We start from the raw sequence: 22516 nt of genomic DNA, 5'->3' as shown, positions 1-22516 counted from the left end.
AAGCCCCTATAAATGCATAAAATAAGCCCGATCTCTAGGGCTTATATTTATTCAACCGAGAAGCAGATAAATTTTAATCCATCAGCTGATGCAGAGCGTGCTAAAATAATCAATGATTTTTGCAGGAACTCATTTATGCGCTTTATACATCTTGGTATCCATACAGAATTTTCAATTACAGAATCTATCGTACGCATACCTGATTTAATTAAAGCTGCTGCAAATGATGCAATGCCTGCTTTAGCTTTAACAGATTTATCCAATCTACATGCAGCGGTCAAATTTTATAAAAAGTGCTTAGATAAAGGGATTAAACCAATTCTAGGTTCTAATGTACGCCTCAATGATACAGAACATCGTGTTACTTTACTGGCAATGACCAATAAAGGGTGGCGTAATTTAACTGAGTTAGTCTCTGAAGGCTTTATTCGTGGACAACAATTAAGTATTCCGTGTATTGAAAAAGAATGGATCTTACAACAAAACCAAGATCTCATTGTACTGCTGGGTATGCAGAGTGATGTTGGAAAAATGCTCTGTACCTCTAATCCACAAAAAGCACAACCTTTATTAGAACAATGGATTGAAAAATTTGGTAATCGTGTTTATTTGGCTTTAACCCGAACTGAACGTCCAGGTGAAGAAGACTTTATCCATGAAGCCGTTCAGTTGGCTAAAAAATATAACATTGGTGTGGTTGCACACAATGATGTGCATTTTTTAAGCAAAGATGACTTTGATGCACATGAAGCACGTGTCTGTATTGCTGATGGTTATGTGCTCAGTGACCCACGTCGCCCCAAGATCTATAGCCCAGAACAATATTTTAAAAATGCCGAACAAATGTCTGCACTTTTTACAGATATTCCAACTGCGATTGAAAATACCTTCCATATTGCCAAACGTTGTAATGTTACCTTACGTCTAGGTTTCAATGACTTACCAGACTACCCAATTCCTGAAGGTTATACCATTGAAAGCTATTTTGCTCATCTGTCAAAAGAAGGGCTAGAAGAGCGTTTAAATTTTCTTTATCCGCCAGAGCAACGTACAGACAATTGGCCAGAAATTCGTCAACCTTATGATGAGCGTTTAGCATTTGAGGTCAAGATTATTTTGGATATGGGATTCCCTGGCTATTTTTTAATTGTCATGGACTTTATCCAATGGTCAAAAAACAATGGGGTTCCTGTTGGTCCCGGACGTGGTTCTGGTGCTGGATCATTGGTGGCCTATAGTCTAAAAATTACCGATCTTGACCCATTACGTTATGATCTTTTATTTGAACGTTTCTTAAATCCAGAACGGGTATCGATGCCCGATTTTGACGTTGATTTCTGTATTGCAGGTCGCGATCGTGTTATTGACTATGTTGCCCAAACCTATGGACGAGATGCTGTTTCTCAAATCGCAACCTTTGGTACTATGGCTGCTAAAGGTGCAATTCGTGATGTGGCACGTGTCTTAGGCAAATCTTATGGTTTAGCTGATCGTATTTCTAAAATGATTCCAACAAAACCTTTAGGTCTGAGTTTAGAAGAGTCGATTGAAGCAGAACCCCAACTTAAAGATATTGTTACCAATCCTTCTAATCCTGATTATGATGATGCTGCTGAAATCTGGGAAATGGCCCTTAAACTGGAAGGTATTACGCGAAATACGGGTAAACATGCTGGTGGTGTAGTCATCGCACCGACGAAGCTGACCGATTATTCAGCGGTCATGTGTGAAGCCGATGGTAGTGCACGTGTTGCACAATTTGATAAAGATGATGTTGAAGCGGCAGGATTAGTTAAATTTGACTTTTTAGGCTTACGTAATCTGACTGTTATTGAAGATGCCATCAAACATATCAATGCACGTGCCGATGTCAAGCAAGCGATTAATATTTCCTATATCCCCCTCGATGATCCAGCGGCCTATGCCATCTTTGCAACAGCCAATACCACTGCAGTATTCCAGTTTGAATCCGTCGGTATGAAAAAAATGCTGAAGGAGGCACGACCAAGTAAATTTGAAGAAATTATTGCCTTCGTATCGCTATATCGTCCAGGTCCGATGGATCTTATTCCTGACTTTATTCACCGTATGCATGGTGGATCTTTCGAATATTTACACCCCTTGTTAGAAAAAGTACTTGAGCCGACCTATGGCATTATGGTTTATCAAGAACAAGTCATGCAATCAGCACAGTTTTGTGCGGGTTATTCGTTAGGGGGTGCTGACTTATTGCGTCGTGCAATGGGTAAGAAAAAACCAGAAGAAATGGTTAAGCAACGGCAAATTTTTATTGAAGGTGCTGCTAAAAAACAGATTGATGAAGATACAGCAAATCATATTTTTGATTATATGGAAAAATTTGCTGGTTATGGCTTTAACAAATCCCATGCTGCTGCCTATGCACTGGTGGCCTATCAAACAGCATGGTTAAAAGCACATTATCCAGCTGAGTTTTTGTCGGCAGTCATGTCATCAGAAATGCAAAATACAGATAACGTTGTATTTTTAATTGATGACTGTCGTAATAATCATATTGAAGTGCTTCCCCCTTCCATTAATATGTCACTGTATCACTTTCATGCCAGTGACCCACAAACGATTGTATATGGCTTAGGTGCAATTAAAGGTGTCGGTGAAGCAGCGATGCAGTCCGTTATTGAATCACGTATACACGATGGTCCATATTGCGATTTATTTGATTTTTGTCATCGTATTGATTTAAAGAAAATTAATAAACGAACTTTAGAGGCATTAATCCGTGCAGGTGCATTAGATTGTTTGGGTATTGAACGTTCTCGTTTAATGTTGCAACTCCCTGAGGCAGTACAAGCGGCTGAACAGGCTCGACAAAATCGCGAAACAGGGATTATGGACTTATTTGGTGAAGTTGCCGAAGTACAACGTAAACCAGCCAAACCCATTAAACCATGGTCAGATGAAATTCGTTTAAAAGGTGAAAAAGATACTTTAGGCTTATATTTAACCGGTCATCCGATTGATGTTTATCGTCCTGAACTTAAATCGTTTATTCCATGTCGCATTAATGAATTAACGCCAACGCGTCGCGGTGTAACCACTGTTTTTGCGGGATTAGTCGTCGATATTGCCAACTTTCCAAATCGTATGATGATTACCTTGGATGATGGAACTTCACGTATTGAGGTATCCTCAAATCATGAACGCTTTCAACGATTTAAAGAGATTATTCAACTGGAAAAAGTCATTGTTATTGAAGGTGAAATTTATGAACGTGAAGGATTTGATCGTCCTTTGGGTCGTTTAAGTAAAGCCTTTAGCATCAATGAAATTCGACAAAAAAGAGCCAACAGTATTCAAATACAGCTCCACCCAGAACACCTCTTGCCTACCTTGGCACAGGATTTAGCACGTATCTTACAGCCGTATACCCATATTGATATGATGACCCATATTCCTGTCAAACTTTTACTTGATTTTCCCTATGCCCATGCAGAATGCCAATTGGGTATTGCGTGGAAAGTGGCTCCATTAGATGATGTTTTAAGCAAATTGCGTGATTATTTCGGTCCAGATGCTATACATATTGAATACCATGTGAAATCTAAAGCCGCAAAAATCATCAATGATCCACCAGCACAAGCTATCGAAATTCCTCCACCTGCTGAAGGACTGTCTATGGATGATGCCATGGATCTCTATCAAATGAATATTCAACAATACTCTTAATTAAAGTTTAAGTCGGAAACATTATGAATCAAATTGACAATGCTGTTGTATCAGCACATCTCTCCCATGTGCGTATTGTCATGGTGAATACCACCCTACCCGCAAATATTGGTAGTGCTTTACGCGCAATGAAAACCATGGGCTTATCCAAGCTCGTGTTAGTTGCACCTAAAACCTATCCACATCCAGATATTGATGCTTTGGCTGCAGGTGCCAGTGATTTAATTGATCATATTCAAATTGTCGCTACACTGGAAGAAGCCATTCAGGATTGTCATCTGGTTTTTGGAACCAGTGCCCGTAGCAGAACAATTCCTTGGCCCTTACTTGATGCTCGTCCCGCCGCAGAAAAATCCTTAAATGCCGTTATACAACATCAACAGGAAATTGCGATTATTTTTGGTCGTGAAGATCGTGGCTTAACCAATGAAGAATTGGCTTTGGCCAACTATCATGTCACGATTCCAGTTAATCAAGATTATGGTGTACTTAATGTTGCTCAAGCTATTCAAGTGATTTGTTATGAAATGCGTATGGCTGCAATGGCACAGATTGATCAATCTGTAGATCCACAAGCATTAATGCATGTGACAGAAACTGAGGATATGCAATGGGATGAACCCTTGGTGACCCATGCACAAATGGAACAATTTTATCCACATCTAGAAAAAATGTTAGCCGATATTGAATTTTTAGATCCTAAAAATCCAAGATTATTGCCATTACGCTTGCGTCGTTTATTTGGACGTATACAATTAGATCGTATGGAATATCACTTACTTCGTGGCATATTTAGTCGTGTTCAAGCGATGAATGATGGCACATGGAAAAAAACAGCAACGCTTGATTTAAAAAAGGATCTTAAATAATGCTAAAACAGCTCAAAGAAGATATACAAGCTGTCTTCGCGCGCGATCCTGCTGCACGGAACACACTTGAAGTTTTAACCACCTATCCGGGTATACATGCATTAATTATGCATCGCTTTGCACATGAGTTATGGAAAAAAGACTGTAAAGGCTCAGCACGCTTATTGTCTTCTTTTAGCCGTTTTGCAACTGGTATTGAAATACATCCTGGCGCTAAAATTGGTCGACGTCTTTTTATTGATCATGGTATGGGCGTGGTGATTGGCGAAACTGCTGAAATTGGCGATGATGTCACGCTCTATCATGGTGTAACCTTGGGTGGGACAACATGGCAAAAAGGTAAGCGCCATCCGACACTTGAAGATGGTGTTGTTGTCGGTGCTGGTGCTAAAATTTTAGGCCCATTTACAGTGGGTAAAAATGCCAAAATAGGCTCCAATGCAGTCGTCACCAAAGCTGTTCCAGCAGATACAACAGCTGTAGGAAGTGCCGCTCGCTTTATTAGCAAAGATAAACCTCATGATGACGATGAAGTACGTCGTCGTCATTATGCACAAAGTATTGGTTTTCAGGCATATGCAGCAACACCAGACCAATCTGATCCAATTTTGGAAGGAATGCGCGTATTACTTGATCGTATTCAAAGCAATGAAAAACGTATGAATACCTTGTGTCAAAGGCTTTCTCTTTTAGATCCAACATTTACCAAACAGCAAATTACAGCACAACCTTTTAGTGAAGAAGAGTTAAAAATCATCGAGGAAGTCCGACGTGAATGTGAAGCTCAAACTGCTGCATCAAAATAATCAGATTTCACTCACGCTATTGTAACACGTGGTTACTTGCATGTTTGGTCAGCTTTTTTTAGACTGATCAACATGCCTATATGACATGAAAAATAATTTTGGAAGATTAATATGACCATAAAGCCTTTGGCAATAACACTTGTTGCAGCATCCATTCTCAGCGCCTGCGGTTCACTACCAACAAAAAGTAATAATGCCACCAATAAAGAGGCCATTGTCTTTACAGAGCCAGATATTTCAGCACCATTTTATCCACTTAATCCATTTAATTATAATGCACCTCCTGCATTTGAAGTGGAATTACAACAAGCAGCAGCTCAACCTGTCACTAAAGTGGTGATCAATCTTCCAAGTGACCCATCTAAATCTGTTACGCTCGATACAAATCGCTTAATTGTTCCAACCGTCAATAGCAAATCACGTCATATGAAGTATGCTGCTTTGGCAGGCAATAATGAGCTTGATGTCACTGACATTGATGACTTTTTATTAATTGTTGAAGGTAAAGCACGCCACTACCCACCTCAATTTACCAGCCGTCAGGAACGTAAAGGCTATGAACGTAAATTAAAAGAAGTAAGTCAGCAACTCGATGTACTGGCAGCAGCAAATAATGCATCTTATGATGTATTACTACGTGCGTTTAAAGCCAGTGTGATGGGGCGTAATCTAGATTTAGGCGCAGCATACACCACAAAATCATTAGATTATGCACAACGTTTATTAAAGTTGAATCAAACAGATCCTGAAACCAACTTCTGGTTTGGCTTTGGTTTATCTGAAGGTGGTGGTCAACGAGAAGCATTAAAATATTTAAATAATGCCATGCAAGGTGGTGTACAAGAAGCATATCTGGTTGCTGCCAACAATTATTTAGGTATGGAACAAAAGAAAAATGCGATTCAAATTTTACAAAATTATAAGCTTAAATATCCACAAGAAGCACAGGTTACAGATCGTTTAATTAAAGAGATTCAAACACAAGGGCGCTGGAATGTCTGGCAATTAATGACTCCAAAAAATTAGTATCTGTATTTTAGAGGACAATTGTCGTTTTGTACTCAACATCAAGACTCAATTGTCCTTTAGTTAAAAAATAATCATCTACAGCACGGATAAAACGCTTTCTCTAATAATAAAATCAATCTAACGTCCTTGCATATTGTTAGCCAATCTTCATCACGATCAGATCAATAAACCAATTTTGTCATTATTCACATGGTGAGTTTAGCTGCAAATTTAAAATACGCTTTATTTGAATAAAATTTTCGGGGACCTCATCCTCTGCCTGATCTGTATCCTATTGATAAAGCTGGTTTAATAAGACATCCATCAATGCCGCCTTAAAGACTTGACCATGTTTTAAATTGGGATAAATCAAAAACTTAGCATCTACACCCTGTTGATCAATTAAAGCCAGAATTTTTCGGTTAGACTCAATGCCTTGCTGATCAAAATTGATACTTTTATTTTCAGTCTGATCACTGCTAAGATCACCCTCCATCAGTAATAAATGTTTTTGTTTGGGCATATCAACCGCGACTGTATTTATTTTTTCAATGATGCGCTGATTAGCCCACGATAAAGATGGACTCGCTGCAAAATAGTGACTGAAATACTCTCCTGCCAGCAAACTATCTAAAACAAATAGTCCCCCATATGAATGCCCCCAAATTGCTCTATGCGTAGGATCAAGTTTTACATTCTGTTCTACCCAAGGGGCAATCTGATTAATAATCACCATTCTAAAATCATGACTTCCGCCACTCATACGCTCGGTATTTCTTGGATCTGGTGCCGGTTTAGCTGTCGTTAAATCTGCAGGTGTATAATCCAAAGCACGAGAATGCGATTCAAAAGGCAAATCTGTTTTATAGCCAATTGCAACCAAAACAGGCGCATTATTTTGTGCCAATTGTTGTAGCAGCTGGTCATTTAAATGTGACATCACGGCATTACCATCCAGCATAAAGAGTGAAATAAACGCTGCTTTTGGATGGTTATTTATTTTAGGAATACCTAACCAGACTTGATAGGTTCTTTGTTGATCTTGTGAGGTAAATGTTTTAATTTTAAAGTCATAGTACTGTGAACCAAGCTGTGCAATATTAGCCCCTAATGGTTTTATGTCTGGTTTGGCATATAGTATGCTATTCAAACCTATTAATAACATCACCCCCCAACAGTAGCGTCGTATATTTTTTAATATGAAATTCATCTTTGCTTTAATGTCTAACGAGAAATATTTCAATATTATAATAATAATCATTATCAAATAGCCATTAATTATCAAAATTAATCTTCTGCCATGATTAAATCACCATCATGATACTTTACTCATAAAATATCCTGAAAAAGCATATAGTTCCTTTTACAAAACCCATTATATCTTGTAATAGTATTTTGGCAGAATCAACCTACAATATTTTTATAATTTTAATTCGTCTTTAGAGAAGACATGATTATGCCTATATTTAAACTGATTAGAGATTGCGCTTTATTATTTTTTTGCGCGATCAACGCTGTTGATGCCCACACACCCGCTCAGCGTGATATTACAGCAACAAAAAGTGCAATAAATCGACCTATATTATTTCAAAATGTACAAATTTTTAATGGTGTATCTGCAAAAATTTCACCACCGATGAATGTTTTAATCATAGATAATAAGATTAATAAAATTTCATCAACAGCGATAAATATACCCGCCAATACTCAAATCATTAATGGTCAACATAAATTTCTGATGCCAGGTTTAATTGATGCACACTGGCATACCATGCTTGCGGCTTTACCTGCAAGTAAAATGCTGACGATTGACCTAGTTGATTTAAACTTTATTGCTGCACAAGAAGCAAACAATACCTTAATGCGTGGTTTTACAAGTGTTCGTGATTTAGGCGGACCTGTTTTTGCTTTAAAACGTGCCATTGATAGCCAGATGATTGACGGCCCACGTATTTGGCCATCAGGTGCGATTATTTCTCAAACCGGTGGACATGCAGATTTTCGCTTACCCCATGAAATTCCATCGACCAATAATATGTTAAGTCGTGGTGAAGTCCTAGGAGGTGGTGTGATTGCAGATGGTACTGCTGAAGTACTAAAACGTACCCGCGAACAACTGATGTTAGGTGCATCACAAGTTAAACTTGCTGCAGGTGGTGGTGTGTCTTCACATTATGATCCGATTGATGTTGCACAATATACAGCAGATGAATTTAAAGCAGCCGTAAATGCTGCTGAAAACTGGGGAACCTATGTATCAGTACATGCATATACGCCCAAATCAATTCGAACAGCTTTAAATAGTGGTGTTAAGGTCATTGAGCATGGTCAGCTCATCGATAATGATACCGCCAAACTCATGGCACAAAAGGGCGCTTGGCTGAGTTCACAAGCATTTATCGATAATGAATTTGCTAATCCACAGACAGGTGAAAATCGAGAGAAACAAAAATACGTACAAGCTGGTACCGATAAATCCTTTGAACTTGCAAAAAAATATAATATTAAGGTGGCTTGGGGAACTGATATTTTATTTAATCCACAAATGACTAAAAATCAAGGTGCCCTACTCACAACAATGACACGTTGGTATACACCAGCAGAAGTATTAAAATTGGCAACATCAACCAACGCTGAACTATTACAACTTTCTGGTGAACGTAGCCCCTATAAAGGTAAATTAGGCGTCATTGAAGAAGGTGCCTTGGCTGATATTTTATTAATCACGGCTAATCCTATCGAAAATATAAATTTACTGGCAGATCCTGAAAAAAATTTACTGATTATTATGAAAAATGGTGTGATCTATAAAAATCTCATTGATTGACATACTTGCTCATTTTCGACTCGCACCTTGCAAAATTTGTTTGACAAGGATTCTAAAAGCAAAAGTGTTTAAGCGGCTTCCTTACGGATTTCGCTTGCCTTCTGCTTTATAGAGATCTTTACCACATCTACCCCGCCATAGACAATACAGCATACCCTAACGCTAAAATGTTACCCAAAGCGCTTAAGTCCGCATTCTCGCTAAAATCACACTCAACGTACTCACATGTCGCCGATGTTTGTCGATTTTCTTTTGCAGCATGACAACACAAGCTATCGGTTCGATTGGTATACTTAGTTGCAATCTTAAGCCATAAACCAGCTCGCCAAGTTTGCTGATCCGCCAAGATACGGACAAGCATCGACCAGCCTTGATCTAGAATAAATTTGTTTCAGTCTGATTTGACTTTAAGATTTTTATCCTACTCTTCCATTGCACCTTGTGTTGATTTCGACATATTGGCTACTTTTAAATCCTGAACGACAATCACTGCGTGGTTTTTACTCGGTATTCTCATGATTTTGTGCAAGTCGTCATAGCGAATAACAATTACAATCGCTATTTTTTGTTGCGAATGATTTTAAAAAATTCCAAATCATCTTATGATAAGAAAAACATTTTTGCTTAGATTAGATCCACTTATGTTTAACTCGATAAAAAAAGTCAGTCTTATTGTTCTTTTAAACAGTATATTGTTGACTGGTTGTCAAGTTGTAAGTGTTAAACAGCAAGCACTGAATGTCAGTATTGCCAACGAACGTGATAGTATCATTTCACGAAATAAGCCCAGTGAAGCCAGTGTCAATGTACTAACCATGGTAGGGCGTGATGCTAAATACTGTACAGAACAGCCAACTGAATGTGTTAATTCACTTAAAAAAGTGTCGCAAATTCAAGATGAGTTAGTCTATGCAACGGCCAGTGAGCTGTATTTGGCCAAAGCATTAGCTTTAGATGCATCTTCAAACTGTAAAATAAGTTCGCTCACAAGCTATAAGTCAAAAGAAAAACAAGATCTTGCAGAGAAAAATTATGATCAGTGTCTAGATGATGAACTGGCTATGCTCGATAAAAGTATTCGTTATAGTTATGCCTATCTTTTTAAAACACAACGCGGTCCTCAGGATCGTATTTTTGATAATAGACAGGTACAAGTTCGTGATTTTTATAATCAAGCGATTGCTAAACTGGTACAAACTTATTCTGCACGTCATCAACCTTCAGATACATTACAAGCACTTAAAATTGGTCAAAGTACTTATAAAGTCGACTACGATCATGCACATAAAATGAAAAGTAAAAATAATGAAAAAATTGAACAGTTGATTTCAAGTTATAATATGAATTTTTCAGGTTTACGCTCAATTACCCGTAGAGATGGTTTTGGTTCAGAATTTTTAATGGTACTTTCTGGTGATAAAAAAAACGATCTGGATGATAAAACCAAATATATTTTAGATCCCTTACATTATCAGTATCCTGAAGGAAGCAATCCAAACTTACACCCTGCCCGTTATTTGGCAGCGACCATTACTGCGGAACCCACTCATCATAATGATTCAATAGAAGAGCTACTTAATCAGGCAGAATTTTCATTAAAAATTTATAATCCTTATCGTTATGACAGTACCCAAATTGAAGGTAAAACATATCCCTTGGCAGCAAATTTTTCGGCACCTTATGGTTTATGGCTGGCTGAAAATAATTTAGGACGCTCTGCTTATTTATCACTGATTGATCGTGATGAAAATTTGACAATGCCACATTTATATATGCTTGAGCCCTATAATCCAGATAAAAAGGTCATTGTTTTAGTACATGGTTTGGCCAGTAGTCCTGAAGCATGGATTCGTTTAACAAACGATATTATGGGTGACCCAGTGCTACGTGATCATTATCAAGTTTGGCAAGTATTTTATTCAACCAATATGCCAATTTTAGAAAGTCGTTTTCAAGTCAATGCCATTATTCAACAAGCATTTGAACTGGTAGATGCCAATGATGCTGCATATAAAGATGCCGTAATTATTGGTCATAGTATGGGGGGAATTATTACTCGTCTATTGGTCAGCGATGCAAATATTACCCAGAAAGCATTTAATTTGGTTAAAAATGAAAAACGCTTGACTAAGCTAAAAAATGATCCTTTGCTCAAAGCACGTCTGGAAATGAAACCATTACCATACTTTAGTCGGGCAATTTTTGTCTCTGCGCCACATCGAGGTACCGCTTATGCCGATCGCTGGTTTACACTTGCTGCACGTAAAATTATTCGTCTGCCAGGTGCCTTCTTAAAGGCTTTTGCAGAAACACTACAGGGCGAAGTAAATTTAAAAGATTTTTCTAAAGAGGTAGGTCATGGCTTAATTGAAAATGGACCTAGTGATTTAAGTAAAAATTCTAATTTCACTAAAATCACTGAAGATATTATGCCAAAACCTGGGCTAAAATTTCACAGTATTATGGGAAATATTACCAACAGTTCAGATCCGAAAGTCATTACAGATGGCATTGTTCCTTATAAAAGCGCACATTTAGAGGGAGCCTTATCTGAAAAAATACTGCATGGTGGACATTCAATTCAAGAAACACCAGAAGCTGTTTTAGAATTACGTCGTATTTTACGTCGTCATCTCATTGACCTTGGCTTATATCAACCTTGATTTAAGCCATCCTATGATTTAATGATATATATCAAACTGGTCATCAGATGGGTCATCATCTGTGATCATCATACTGGGGCTTCGACTGCTCATAGATAAGGTAACACGGTCATCTGGCTGATTTGCGTACTCAAAACTGTATAGCGCCAAAATAAGCATCATCCAGCTCGATATTGAATGAATCTATCAATATTTTCTCCGCTTATTTTTTGCTAAAATCAAAGCACCTCAAAACATAGCTGACATCGAGCTCTCTCGACAGACTATTTTAAAATAATTTTTTATTTATGTAATTATAAGGATTCTCCCTATATGAACCTTACGGAAACAATGACTGATTTCTCTACGCTTACTCCGATGATGCAACAGTATATGTCCGTAAAAATGCAACATCCTCATTCACTGATGTTTTATCGTATGGGAGATTTTTACGAGTTATTTTTTGATGATGCAAAAAAAGCAGCCAAGCTATTAGGTATTACACTCACACATCGAGGGAAAGCCAATGGTCATCCTATTCCAATGGCAGGTGTTCCTTTTCATGCCGCAGAAGGTTATCTCGCACGTTTAGTTAAAAAAGGCGAAACTGTTGTTATTTGTGAACAAATTGGTGAGGTCACGGGTAAAGCACCAGTTGAACGTGGTGTGGTCCGTATTATTACACCAGGTACATTGACCGATGATGCATTATTAAGCGCACATCAAAGTTCTAATTTAGTCGCATTGTGTTTACAACAGAATGAAATTGGTATTGCACTGCTCGATCTTAGTGCCGGTATTTTTAAAGTACAACAGCAAAACTATCAGCCTGAACAGCTGATGATTGAACTGGCACGACTGATGCCAAGTGAAATTTTACTTGATGAAAATATTGTTGATCAGAATATTATTGAGGTGATTCAAAAACAGATTGAATGCCCTGTTACTAAACGCCCGAATGTCGATTTTAATTTAAATAATGCCCAAAAAACCCTTTGCGATCAGTTTGCTGTTGCCACACTATCCGGTTTTGGTATTGATCATTTACCTTTAGCCAAAGCAGCCGCTGCAGCACTTATACATTATGCAAAAGAAACCCAAAAAACAGCTCTCCCCCATATTCGTAGTATTCGGCTTGAACAAAGCAGTGATTTTATTGCTTTAGATCCAGTAACACGGCGTAATTTAGAACTGATCGAACCATTATTTGAACATGGTACTTCACTATTTCAATTGATTAATGATTGTCAAACGGCTATGGGTGGCCGTTTATTAAGCCGCACATTAATGCAACCTTTACGTGATACTCAAATTCTAGATACCCAGCTTGATGCCATTCAACATCTATTACACGGCTATCATGAAACACCATTACGTTTAATTCTTAAAGAAATCGGTGATATCGAACGCGTTTTAAGCCGTATTGCATTGGGAAGTGCTCGACCACGAGATTTAATCCAGTTACGCCAGGCATGTGCACAAATTCCGTTGTTACGTCATGCCATTAGCCCCGTAATTCAACAACATCAAGATGGACTGATCGCACAGCTCAATCAAGAGTTGGGCGATTTTAATGCTCTTCATCAACATCTTATTGCCGCCATTGTGGAAAACCCTCCCGTCCTGCTTCGTGATGGTCATGTCATTGCAGAAGGTTTTGATGCTGAATTAGATGAATTGCGAAAAATTCGTGATCATGCAGGACAATATCTGATTGATTTAGAAATACAAGAACGTGCAGCAACAGGTATTAATACACTGAAAATTGGCTATAATCGTGTCAGTGGCTATTATATTGAACTCAGCCGTGGTCAAGCCTCTCAGGCACCCGATCATTATATTCGTCGTCAGACCTTAAAAAATGCCGAACGCTATATCACACCAGAATTAAAAACCTTTGAAGATAAAGTCTTATCCAGTGAATCACGTGCCTTAGCTCGTGAAAAAATGCTTTTTGAGCTACTTTTAGATGAGTTACGTGCAGATATTGCAAATTTACAAATGATGAGTAGTGCCATTGCACACATGGATTTAATTGCTAATTTTGCACATCAAGCACGGTTAAGAAACTGGATACGTCCTGAATTTAGCCCAGAGATTGGCATCCAGATTACGGCTGGCCGACATCCAGTCGTGGAGGCTTTAAGTAAATCTGCATTCACTCCGAATGATACTTTACTTGATTTTAATCATCGTTTAGCCATTATTACTGGCCCTAACATGGGTGGAAAATCTACGTTTATGCGACAAAGTGCATTAATTACCCTATTGGCGTATTGTGGTAGTTTTGTTCCGGCACAAGCGGCTTGTTTTGGACCAATTGATCGAATATTTACACGTATTGGTTCTGCTGATGATTTATCGACAGGAAAATCAACTTTCATGGTCGAGATGACTGAAACATCACAAATTTTACATCATGCAACGCATCAGTCATTGGTGCTGATGGATGAAGTTGGACGTGGTACCAGTACTTATGATGGCTTATCTTTAGCTTGGGCATGTGTGCTTGATTTGGCAAAACGAATTAAATGTTTATGCTTATTTGCAACCCATTATTTTGAACTGACCGAATTAAGTAAAGAGATGGGAATTGATAACTATCATGTCACAGCAAAAGAACTTAAAGGAAATCTCATTTTATTACACAAAGTACAAGCAGGTCCGGCCAGCCAAAGTCATGGTTTACAAGTTGCAAAATTAGCCGGTATTCCCTCTAATGTAATCAAAGAAGCGCAAAATCGTTTAAAAATTTTAGAAAATCAGCAACAAAAAACAGTCAATCCAGTGATTCAAAGTGATTTATTTACTGCTGTTGCCGAACCTGAAATTATTGAGATTGAAAAACCTTCTGCAACATTGGAAATGTTAAAAAATATCGATGTAGATAACCTTACACCGCGTCAGGCATTAGAGCAGCTCTATGCATTAAAAGAGCAACTTAAATGTTCAAACTAACGCTATTTAACTAAAGAGAAATTTAGGTTGCTCTTTTTATCGCATGCATCAATATTAGTTAAATATCCTGTATATTGATGCAAAATACCTCATCTTTGATCATTTGATTGTATTGTTGCCTGTTCTTATTCGATCACTGAATTTTGAATCATCCATCATACATTTATCCTCTGATTTAAGGTGATTTAGTACTTTTTACACTCCCTTAAGATTTCTCATCGCATCGTTAATCACACAAGATTCAATGATGCTCAGTGATTTATGCTATGAATTTTAAATACTTTTCTTTTAGTATCAGCTTATTATTTGTGATGATGCTGGTGATTATTTTAATAACCATGCTGGGTAACCAGTTTTTAACTAAAACACAGCTTGAAATGATCTTATATCCGCTGTTCTTTTTGAGCTTCGGCATCATTGGTTATTTTATTGCACAAAAAGCACCCATGAACCAATATCGCTATGCCATGGTAATGGCATTGATTATTGTAGCATTTATTGCGTTATTTCTAGATGTTATCAAACAAATTCCCCAGCAGCTTTGGCAACTACTTTTGGCAATCTGGCTGTCATTACAAATCGGCATCCTGATGCAATACCTCAGTCATAAATGGCTTAAAAAATAATCATGCCAGCAAAATATGTGGGTGATATTACAATAGGATTACATTGAAATATAATAAATTTTCTTCACTGTAATCCTATTTATATACATCGTTCTATCATTAAACAATAAATATTGTTCTACTCATCCTATGTCGTATAGGCCTATTGATCGCTGCTTAAGCCAGCTGATAAATCCACAGCTCAAAATCTACCGATCATGCTTATCATGATCAATTATCCTTGAGTATTTAGCATGGTTAAAGCACATCGGGACGACTGAGCTCAGTCATCGGCCAACGTGGTGTTGTGGTTACGGCTAAACCATCCTGCTGACCTGCTTTTAGGCGCTGATAACCTGCAAATGCAATCATGGCACCATTATCCGTACATAATGCAGGCTCTGCATAATATACATCTGCACGGATTTTAATTAAATCATGTTCCAAGCGTTCACGTAGTCGCTTATTGGCACTGACACCACCAGCAATCACCAACCGTTTTAAACCCGTTTGCTTTAATGCTTTTATTGATTTTTTAACCAAAGTATCCACAATGGCTTCCTGGAAACTAGCAGCAATATCTGCATCACGATTTTCTTCAGCCAGTTTTTTCATTTGTACCGCTACTGCTGTTTTTAAGCCGCTAAATGAAAAATCTAAACCTTGATGTAAAATCGGACGTGGAAAGTCAAAGGCTTTTGCATCCCCCTGTTCCGCCAATCTAGAAATATTAGGACCACCTGGATAGGCAAGACCCATCATTTTTGCGACTTTATCAAATGCCTCTCCGGCTGCATCATCAATCGATTCACCCAATAATTCATATTGACCAATTCCATAGGCCGCCATCAATTGTGTATGCCCACCAGAGACCAATAAAGCAACAAATGGAAATTCTGGTGGATTTTTAGACAAAAGCGGTGCCAGCATATGTCCTTCCATATGATGGACACCAATGGCTGGTTTATTTAAGGCAAATGCCAGAGTACGACCAAATAATGCACCCGTCATTAATGCACCCATTAAGCCCGGGCCACGAGTATAGGCAATCGCATCAATCTCTGATTTATCAATATGACTTTGTTCAAGTAATTGATTCATTAATGGAATAAGTTTGCGTACATGATCACGCGATGCTAATTCAGGTACCACACCACCATACTCTGCATGCAGTTTAATCTGGCTGTACAGTACTTGGCCGCGCAATCCTTGCTCACTGTCATACAATGCAAGTCCAGTCTCATCACACGAAGTTTCTAAGCCCAAAACGATCATTAAACTGCCTATAACCTATCTCAATTTTATGCGCGTACTATTATAGACTTGTGATATGAGATGTAAATGAGTAAAATACTGACCTTCACTTGTGATCTTAGGCAATCCAGCCGAGATCTTATCCATAACTTAATGAGGATTCTTCATGCCACAAGTTAAATTGAAAGAAGGCGAACCAGTAGACGTAGCAATTCGTCGTTTTAAACGTTCTTGCGAAAAAGCAGGTATTCTTGCTGACGTTCGTAAACGTGAATTCTACGAAAAACCAACTCAAGAGCGTAAACGTAAAAAAGCTGCTGCTGTTAAACGTTACCAAAAGAAATTGGCTCGCGAATCTATTCGCACTACTCGCCTTTACTAAAATTAATTTGTGATTGACTGCTTGGAATGAATATATTATGACTACTTTAAAAAACCAAATCACTGAAGTTTTGAAAGCAACAATGCGTGCTAAAGAAATGAATAAGTTAACGGTTATACGTAGTCTACAGGCAGCAATTAAGCAAATTGAAGTCGATGATCGTATTGAGCTTAACGATCAACAAGTTCTTGCGGTCATTGAAAAGCAAATCAAACAACGTAAAGAATCGGTAAAAGCCTTTGAAGGTGCTGGCCGAGAAGATTTAGCTAGTAAGGAACAAGCTGAAATTGAAGTATTATCACAATTTCTACCAGAAGCTATGACTGAGGAAGAGCTTGATTCCATCATTGCACAGACAATTACTGCGCAAGAAGCTACTAGCATGAAAGATATGGGTAAGGTGATGAACTCTCTGCGTCCGCTCATAGCCGGACGCGCCGATCCTGCTCAAGTTTCAGCAAAAATTAAAGCGAAACTTGCCTAAATCTGACTAAATTAATTACGTTGAACTGCTTAAAAAAGCAGTTCAAACGCAGTTAACCCACCTGCCAATTTTAAAAATTATCATAAAATATTTAACCTACGGCTGCTTAGCTAGACTATATCGTTAGTCAAATCTCCAGCATAAATTTAAATTTTAGTAGTGAATTCCTTTTGCATTTCTTCTAGACGTTTTTTCAGTGTAATAGACATCGCCTGACTATTTTTTTGATTTAAACGTTGTGCATGTAGCAATGATTTAATTGCTTCTTGTTCCTGCCCAGACCAAAATTGCTTCTCTGCACGATATCTTAATACATTGACCGTATACATTGGATTATCTTTATCTATGTTGGCAGCTTGTTGCATTAAATCCCATCCTTGAATATCTTTTGGGTTACGCTGAATAAAGCTTTGTACAACCTGCTGTGCATCAGCGGCACGATGCATACGAATATAGACTTCGGCCAATTTATAATTTAATGCCCGATTTTCTGGCATTACTTTCGCGGGAGATTGAATCGTATTTAATGCAGATTGCAGTTGGTTTTTTCCTAAATAAATATCAGTTTCAATTAATGGGATCAAATTATGTGCTTGACCGTGTTGTTTCGCATCTGCGAGCAATTGCTGAGCTTTCTGATAATCGCCTAAATTGAGATAAAATGCCGATAATGCCAATTGTGCTGCAAAATTATTTTGTTTGGTTAACTGCAGTAACTGTTGTTCAGAAATCTGTTTGGAAATCACTGCTGTATATAATTTTAATATCTCAAATTCCGGTTGATTCGAGGACTGATGAATTTTAGGTAATTGGTTTGCACGCAAACGTGCTTCACTCATACGCTCAGAAGTCAGTGGATGCGTCAGCCAAAAATCAGGTAAAAATCCGACATTAGAACTTTCTCGATGCATTACTTCAAAAAAATCGGCCATACTTTGCGGATTATAGCCTAATGCATACATATACTGCATCCCAATACGGTCAGCCTCACGCTCCTGATTACGACTATAACTCAACTGCTTATCAAGTAATGCTGCCTGAGACCCTAAAATAACAGCAGTACCCGCATCACCACCGCCCTGAGAAGCAACCAATGCACCAACCACAATACCGGCAAGCGCTAACAGACCTTGTCCCTTAAATGCTTCTTGAGAACGACTATAATGCCGCTGAGTCACATGGGCAATCTCATGCCCCATTACGCCCACAACTTCATCCATATTTCGTGCATGAGTAATCAGGCCCGTATTTAAGGCAAATAAACCACCAGGTACCGCAAAGGCATTAATTTGTGGATCATCAATCACAATCAAGCCAATAGGCTGTCCCAATTGAGTTTGAGTCAAAATCTGACTAAAAACAGAAAAAAGCTGATCTTCAATCCATGGATTTTGCAGTACAGGCATTTTTTGCTGAACTTGTCTAAAGACTTGTCCACCAATTGCTTTCTCACGTTGCTGATCTAAAAAACCAACACCATTACCAATCTCTGGAACGCTAAAAGTCGGAACATACTGGTCTTGAAAACCTGAATGTGCAGATACATATGATGTCATTACACTTAAAGTATAAGCAAGTAACCAACCTTTCAATATTTTTACTCTATCATTTTCCGATCTCAGCCCAACAATATAACATTGTCTAAGATCGAAAAATGCAAGAAAGTGTTATGATTTTTTACTAAATGAACCACTTTATCGCAAAGATAAGTGTCGATATTACTTAAACAATTTCATAGCAAATCTAGCATTATTCAACATTAATTACATCGCTACATGACATGATCAATTAAAACTCAGCATTTCGGCCGCCCAAGCTAGATATCAAAGAATTTTACTTTATTTCATCAACTCATCTTAAACTGTTCTATACGTTTGGCTTTATATTTAATTTATTCATTTCAATCAAAAATATTGGTGATTTTGCGTTATTTTTAAACATATTTTTCAGTTTTGTTTTAAATTTATTCAGTTAATCTCATTTTAGATCATTTTTGCCATAAAAGTGTTTGACACCCTGTGCTTTTCAACCTAATATACGCCCACCTCTGAAACGTCCCTATCGTCTAGAGGCCTAGGACATCGCCCTTTCACGGCGGTAACCGGGGTTCGAATCCCCGTAGGGACGCCAATATCAGAAGTAAATTTTTATAAAGTCCCTATCGTCTAGAGGCCTAGGACATCGCCCTTTCACGGCGGTAACCGGGGTTCGAATCCCCGTAGGGACGCCAATATTAGTGTTGTAGAAAAACACCATATCGGTTAAAAATTTCTTCTTATAGTCCCTATCGTCTAGAGGCCTAGGACATCGCCCTTTCACGGCGGTAACCGGGGTTCGAATCCCCGTAGGGACGCCAAATTCAAGACCAATATGGTCAACAAAAAACCCAAGCAAAATGACTTGGGTTTTTTATTATCTGGCAACTGATTGAGCTATTACGCAATTCATCAATACTACTGAGCCTATTCAAAAATAAACAGCAACAATGACATTGGTCAGTCAATTTTACACTGTAAAGAAAATATTGATTATCTCTTTCTTTACTATATCTAGATCTCTCACCGTCAAAAAACACCATAGACCTTTGTCATACACATAGGCTGATGATCACATTCAATGTTATCTTATCTTTGACTAGATTGTTTCACACATATTTAAAGGATGAATATGCAAAAAATAATGATTCATAAAACCCATATGATTTCAGGCTTTCAATGGTTCTTCTTTATTTTCTGCAATACTGTCGTGATTCCGCCAACGCTACAGTCAGCATTTCATCTCTCTGATGCAACCACATTTGTTATTACACAATATTCTTTTTTGCTTACTGCTGTTGCCTGTTTATTACAAGCCTTTCTAGGTCATCAACGCTCAATTATGGAAGGTCCTACAGGACTTTGGTGGGCCACTATTTTAACCGTAACACTTTCAGAATCAATGCAAGGCACCGCACTTGCAACCATTGGCTGGAGCTTGACTGTCGGAATCTTTCTCTCAGGAATCATCACTATTTTAATTGGCTTAAGTGGTATAGGAAGCTGGCTCGCTCGTTTATTTAAACCAGGTGTACTGGTTGTTTTTATGTTTTTACTGGGCGCACAATTAGTCAGTATTTTTTTAAAAGGCATGCTCGGACTTCCTTTTGGTATTAGCACTATCGCCACCAGTGTCAATTATCCTGTATTCTTTCTTGCCTGTGCAATTATGATTGCTATGATTGCTGCAATCTTGTATCTCCCTGCACGTATTAGCCAATATTCATTATTGTTCGCCACCATTTTGGGCTGGATCATTTACAGTATTTTATTTACACCACCACAGAGCACAGTACTCAATGACAGCTCATCCATCACATGGATGTTATTTCCTCTCGGTCAATCAGAAGAAATTAATCTAAGTATTGTGATTACCGCAATCTTGGTGGGTATTTTAAATACCTCTAATACCTTTGGTGCCATGCGTGGAACCGATATATTCTACACGGATAAATTAAATGTAAAATCACGCTATAGACGTAGTTTTATGACCTCTGGCTTTATGACCATATGTGCAGCACCATTAGGAATCGTACCATTTTCACCCTTTGTATCGTCAATTGGTTTAATTACACAAACCAAAGACAGTTCTCGTATTTCATTTAGCATTGGTAGTCTGATCTTCTTGTTGATTGGCAGTATCGCCTTCCTCACCGATTTTTTCCGCGCACTCCCATTGGCTATTGGTAGTGCGGTGATGCTAGTCACCTATCTTCCTTTACTCTTTTCATCACTATCATTCGTTAAAGAAATTGAATTAAATCCACGTAATATTTATAGACTTGCCTTGCCTTTATTTATCGGCATATTTTTAATGGCAGCACCGAAAGTGGTCATAGAGTCCTTACCACCAATGTTTAGCTCTTTATTTGGAAATGGATTATTAATGGGTATTCTATTGGCTTTGATTCTAGAGAATTCAATTAATTGGGATAAAATTACACCACAGTCCTCGCTGAAAGACGGATAATTGGTTTAAGCTAAAATATAGTCGATCTAACCCGAACAAGAGTGACATGAAATCAGATCGAAAATAACGGATTTAATTCACTATCAATATCCATTCTTCGCCTAAAACCTAACGATCAACTCGCAGGTTTTAGGCATGCAAGGATCTATTTATGATGTCGGACTTGCAGCTTGCGGCATCAAAATTTGCCCTGTTGGTGTTACACCATATTGAGCACCAATCGATTGTAAGATTAAACGAGCATTATAGGCTTTTGCTGGTGCGTCACTTTCATTTTTATAACACTCAATATTATAGGCAATTTCTGCAGGACCCGTGGTGATGGTTTGTGGCATACCATAAAACGGATCACTCCATCCCGGACCCCATCCCCATGGACCTGGTGCCCAACCTGTATTTGGATATACCACCTCAGTTTGTGGACGTCTGTTGACTGTAGTTGGACCATTTAAGATCACAAAATATTGATAACCATTTAGAATTGCTGTTTGTGCAGCTTTAACCAGTGTAATATTTTGTGCCTGTGAATAACTAATACTATCTCTTGCCTTGTAAGCGATTCTAAAAGATTGTGTACTTAATGGATATGCTGAAAATTCGCCCAATTGATTAAAAGATAATGGCTTACTTGGAGATAATGCACAACCACTCATTGTAACCATTAACGCCAATGCCATTGATGCCGGGATCAATTTTTTCACATTTATTCTCCTCGTTTCTAATAATAAAGTTAATTAAATTTTTAATTCAATTGAGAGTATCTCTCAATAAGCAAAAAATACAAGATTTAAATTATTTATTTTATGTATATCAATCAACAAGATTATTCAAAATACAACACATCTGATGCGATCAAAAAAATAATCGATCACTCTACAAGTGATAGGGATTAACCATGCCACTATCGTGATAACTTGTTATATTGTTAACGTAAAAATACGATAAAATATCACTCAATTATACTAAATTAA

16 protein-coding genes and 3 tRNA genes are annotated in these 22516 nt (G+C 37.9%); 14 read left to right on the top strand and 5 right to left on the bottom strand.

Translation table 11 applies throughout. From position 1 onward, the window contains the following. Positions 1 to 135 precede the first annotated feature (135 nt). The 4 genes from dnaE to QSG86_RS09885 all read left to right on the top strand — a co-directional run bounded on the left by dnaE (position 136) and on the right by QSG86_RS09885 (position 6406). Positions 136 to 3705: a DNA polymerase III subunit alpha gene (gene dnaE / locus QSG86_RS09900; RefSeq protein ID WP_317031330.1), complete on the top strand. Its 3570-nt coding sequence runs from the start codon at positions 136 to 138 to the stop codon at positions 3703 to 3705. Positions 3706 to 3728: 23 nt separating this feature from the next. Continuing rightward, positions 3729 to 4574: an RNA methyltransferase gene (locus tag QSG86_RS09895; RefSeq protein WP_317031329.1), complete on the top strand. Its 846-nt coding sequence runs from the start codon at positions 3729 to 3731 to the stop codon at positions 4572 to 4574. Next, the gene (cysE, locus tag QSG86_RS09890) at positions 4574 to 5380 is read left to right on the top strand and encodes a serine O-acetyltransferase (protein WP_317031328.1); all 807 of its coding nucleotides are present in this window, start codon (positions 4574 to 4576) and stop codon (positions 5378 to 5380) included. Before QSG86_RS09895 ends, cysE begins: the two co-directional genes overlap by 1 nt. Positions 5381 to 5491: 111 nt before the next feature. Further along, entirely contained in the window at positions 5492 to 6406 is a 915-nt protein-coding gene (locus QSG86_RS09885; RefSeq protein WP_317031327.1) for an ABUW_2363 family tetratricopeptide repeat lipoprotein, read from the top strand. 274 nt (positions 6407 to 6680) lie between these two features. Here QSG86_RS09885 and QSG86_RS09880 read toward each other — a convergent pair whose 3' ends face one another. After that, positions 6681 to 7553, bottom strand: a complete 873-nt coding sequence (locus QSG86_RS09880) for an alpha/beta hydrolase (protein WP_317031326.1) — start codon at positions 7551 to 7553, stop codon at positions 6681 to 6683. A gap of 291 nt (positions 7554 to 7844) precedes the next feature. Between QSG86_RS09880 and QSG86_RS09875 the strand changes: the two genes are divergently transcribed. Then, on the top strand, positions 7845 to 9215 hold the full coding sequence (locus tag QSG86_RS09875) for an amidohydrolase family protein (RefSeq protein WP_317031325.1): 1371 nt from the start codon (positions 7845 to 7847) through the stop codon (positions 9213 to 9215). Positions 9216 to 9342: 127 nt separating this feature from the next. On the opposite strand, the gene QSG86_RS09870 is transcribed toward QSG86_RS09875, so the two are convergent. Beyond that, positions 9343 to 9576: a hypothetical protein gene (locus QSG86_RS09870; RefSeq protein WP_317031324.1), complete on the bottom strand. Its 234-nt coding sequence runs from the start codon at positions 9574 to 9576 to the stop codon at positions 9343 to 9345. A 280-nt stretch (positions 9577 to 9856) separates the two neighbouring features. Here QSG86_RS09870 and QSG86_RS09865 point away from each other — a divergent pair, with 280 nt between their 5' ends. The 3 genes from QSG86_RS09865 to QSG86_RS09855 all read left to right on the top strand — a co-directional run bounded on the left by QSG86_RS09865 (position 9857) and on the right by QSG86_RS09855 (position 15441). Continuing rightward, positions 9857 to 11878, top strand: coding sequence for an alpha/beta hydrolase (locus QSG86_RS09865; protein ID WP_317031323.1), 2022 nt, complete (start codon positions 9857 to 9859; stop codon positions 11876 to 11878). Positions 11879 to 12190: 312 nt separating this feature from the next. Next, the gene (mutS, locus tag QSG86_RS09860) at positions 12191 to 14815 is read left to right on the top strand and encodes a DNA mismatch repair protein MutS (RefSeq protein ID WP_317031322.1); all 2625 of its coding nucleotides are present in this window, start codon (positions 12191 to 12193) and stop codon (positions 14813 to 14815) included. Between the two features lie 266 nt (positions 14816 to 15081). After that, positions 15082 to 15441, top strand: coding sequence for a hypothetical protein (locus QSG86_RS09855; protein ID WP_317031321.1), 360 nt, complete (start codon positions 15082 to 15084; stop codon positions 15439 to 15441). 237 nt (positions 15442 to 15678) lie between these two features. Here QSG86_RS09855 and tsaD read toward each other — a convergent pair whose 3' ends face one another. Further along, positions 15679 to 16695 carry a tRNA (adenosine(37)-N6)-threonylcarbamoyltransferase complex transferase subunit TsaD gene (tsaD, locus tag QSG86_RS09850; RefSeq protein WP_317031320.1) on the bottom strand — a complete coding sequence of 339 codons (1017 nt, stop codon included), beginning with the start codon at positions 16693 to 16695 and terminating at the stop codon, positions 15679 to 15681. Between the two features lie 145 nt (positions 16696 to 16840). Here tsaD and rpsU point away from each other — a divergent pair, with 145 nt between their 5' ends. Next, on the top strand, positions 16841 to 17056 hold the full coding sequence (gene rpsU, locus QSG86_RS09845; protein WP_317031319.1) for a 30S ribosomal protein S21: 216 nt from the start codon (positions 16841 to 16843) through the stop codon (positions 17054 to 17056). A 37-nt stretch (positions 17057 to 17093) separates the two neighbouring features. Further along, on the top strand, positions 17094 to 17540 hold the full coding sequence (locus tag QSG86_RS09840) for a GatB/YqeY domain-containing protein (protein ID WP_317031318.1): 447 nt from the start codon (positions 17094 to 17096) through the stop codon (positions 17538 to 17540). Between the two features lie 146 nt (positions 17541 to 17686). On the opposite strand, the gene QSG86_RS09835 is transcribed toward QSG86_RS09840, so the two are convergent. Then, entirely contained in the window at positions 17687 to 19132 is a 1446-nt protein-coding gene (locus tag QSG86_RS09835) for a M48 family metalloprotease (protein WP_410487465.1), read from the bottom strand. Positions 19133 to 19594: 462 nt separating this feature from the next. Between QSG86_RS09835 and QSG86_RS09830 the strand changes: the two genes are divergently transcribed. From QSG86_RS09830 to QSG86_RS09815, 4 genes are all read left to right on the top strand, one after another. Further along, positions 19595 to 19670, top strand: a tRNA-Glu gene (locus tag QSG86_RS09830). Positions 19671 to 19694: 24 nt separating this feature from the next. Beyond that, positions 19695 to 19770, top strand: a tRNA-Glu gene (locus QSG86_RS09825). A gap of 50 nt (positions 19771 to 19820) precedes the next feature. Beyond that, positions 19821 to 19896 (top strand) — tRNA-Glu (locus tag QSG86_RS09820). 311 nt (positions 19897 to 20207) lie between these two features. Then, positions 20208 to 21545, top strand: a complete 1338-nt coding sequence (locus QSG86_RS09815; RefSeq protein WP_317031317.1) for a uracil/xanthine transporter — start codon at positions 20208 to 20210, stop codon at positions 21543 to 21545. A 149-nt stretch (positions 21546 to 21694) separates the two neighbouring features. Here QSG86_RS09815 and QSG86_RS09810 read toward each other — a convergent pair whose 3' ends face one another. Next, a complete protein-coding gene (locus QSG86_RS09810; RefSeq protein WP_317031316.1) occupies positions 21695 to 22246 on the bottom strand; it encodes a CC0125/CC1285 family lipoprotein in 552 nt (183 codons plus the stop codon). Between the last annotated feature and the right edge of the window lie 270 nt (positions 22247 to 22516).

The sequence above is a fragment of the Acinetobacter sp. SAAs474 genome (genome assembly GCF_032823475.1).
Taxonomy (GTDB): domain Bacteria; phylum Pseudomonadota; class Gammaproteobacteria; order Pseudomonadales; family Moraxellaceae; genus Acinetobacter.
This window is presented reverse-complemented; position numbering and strand designations above follow the sequence as displayed.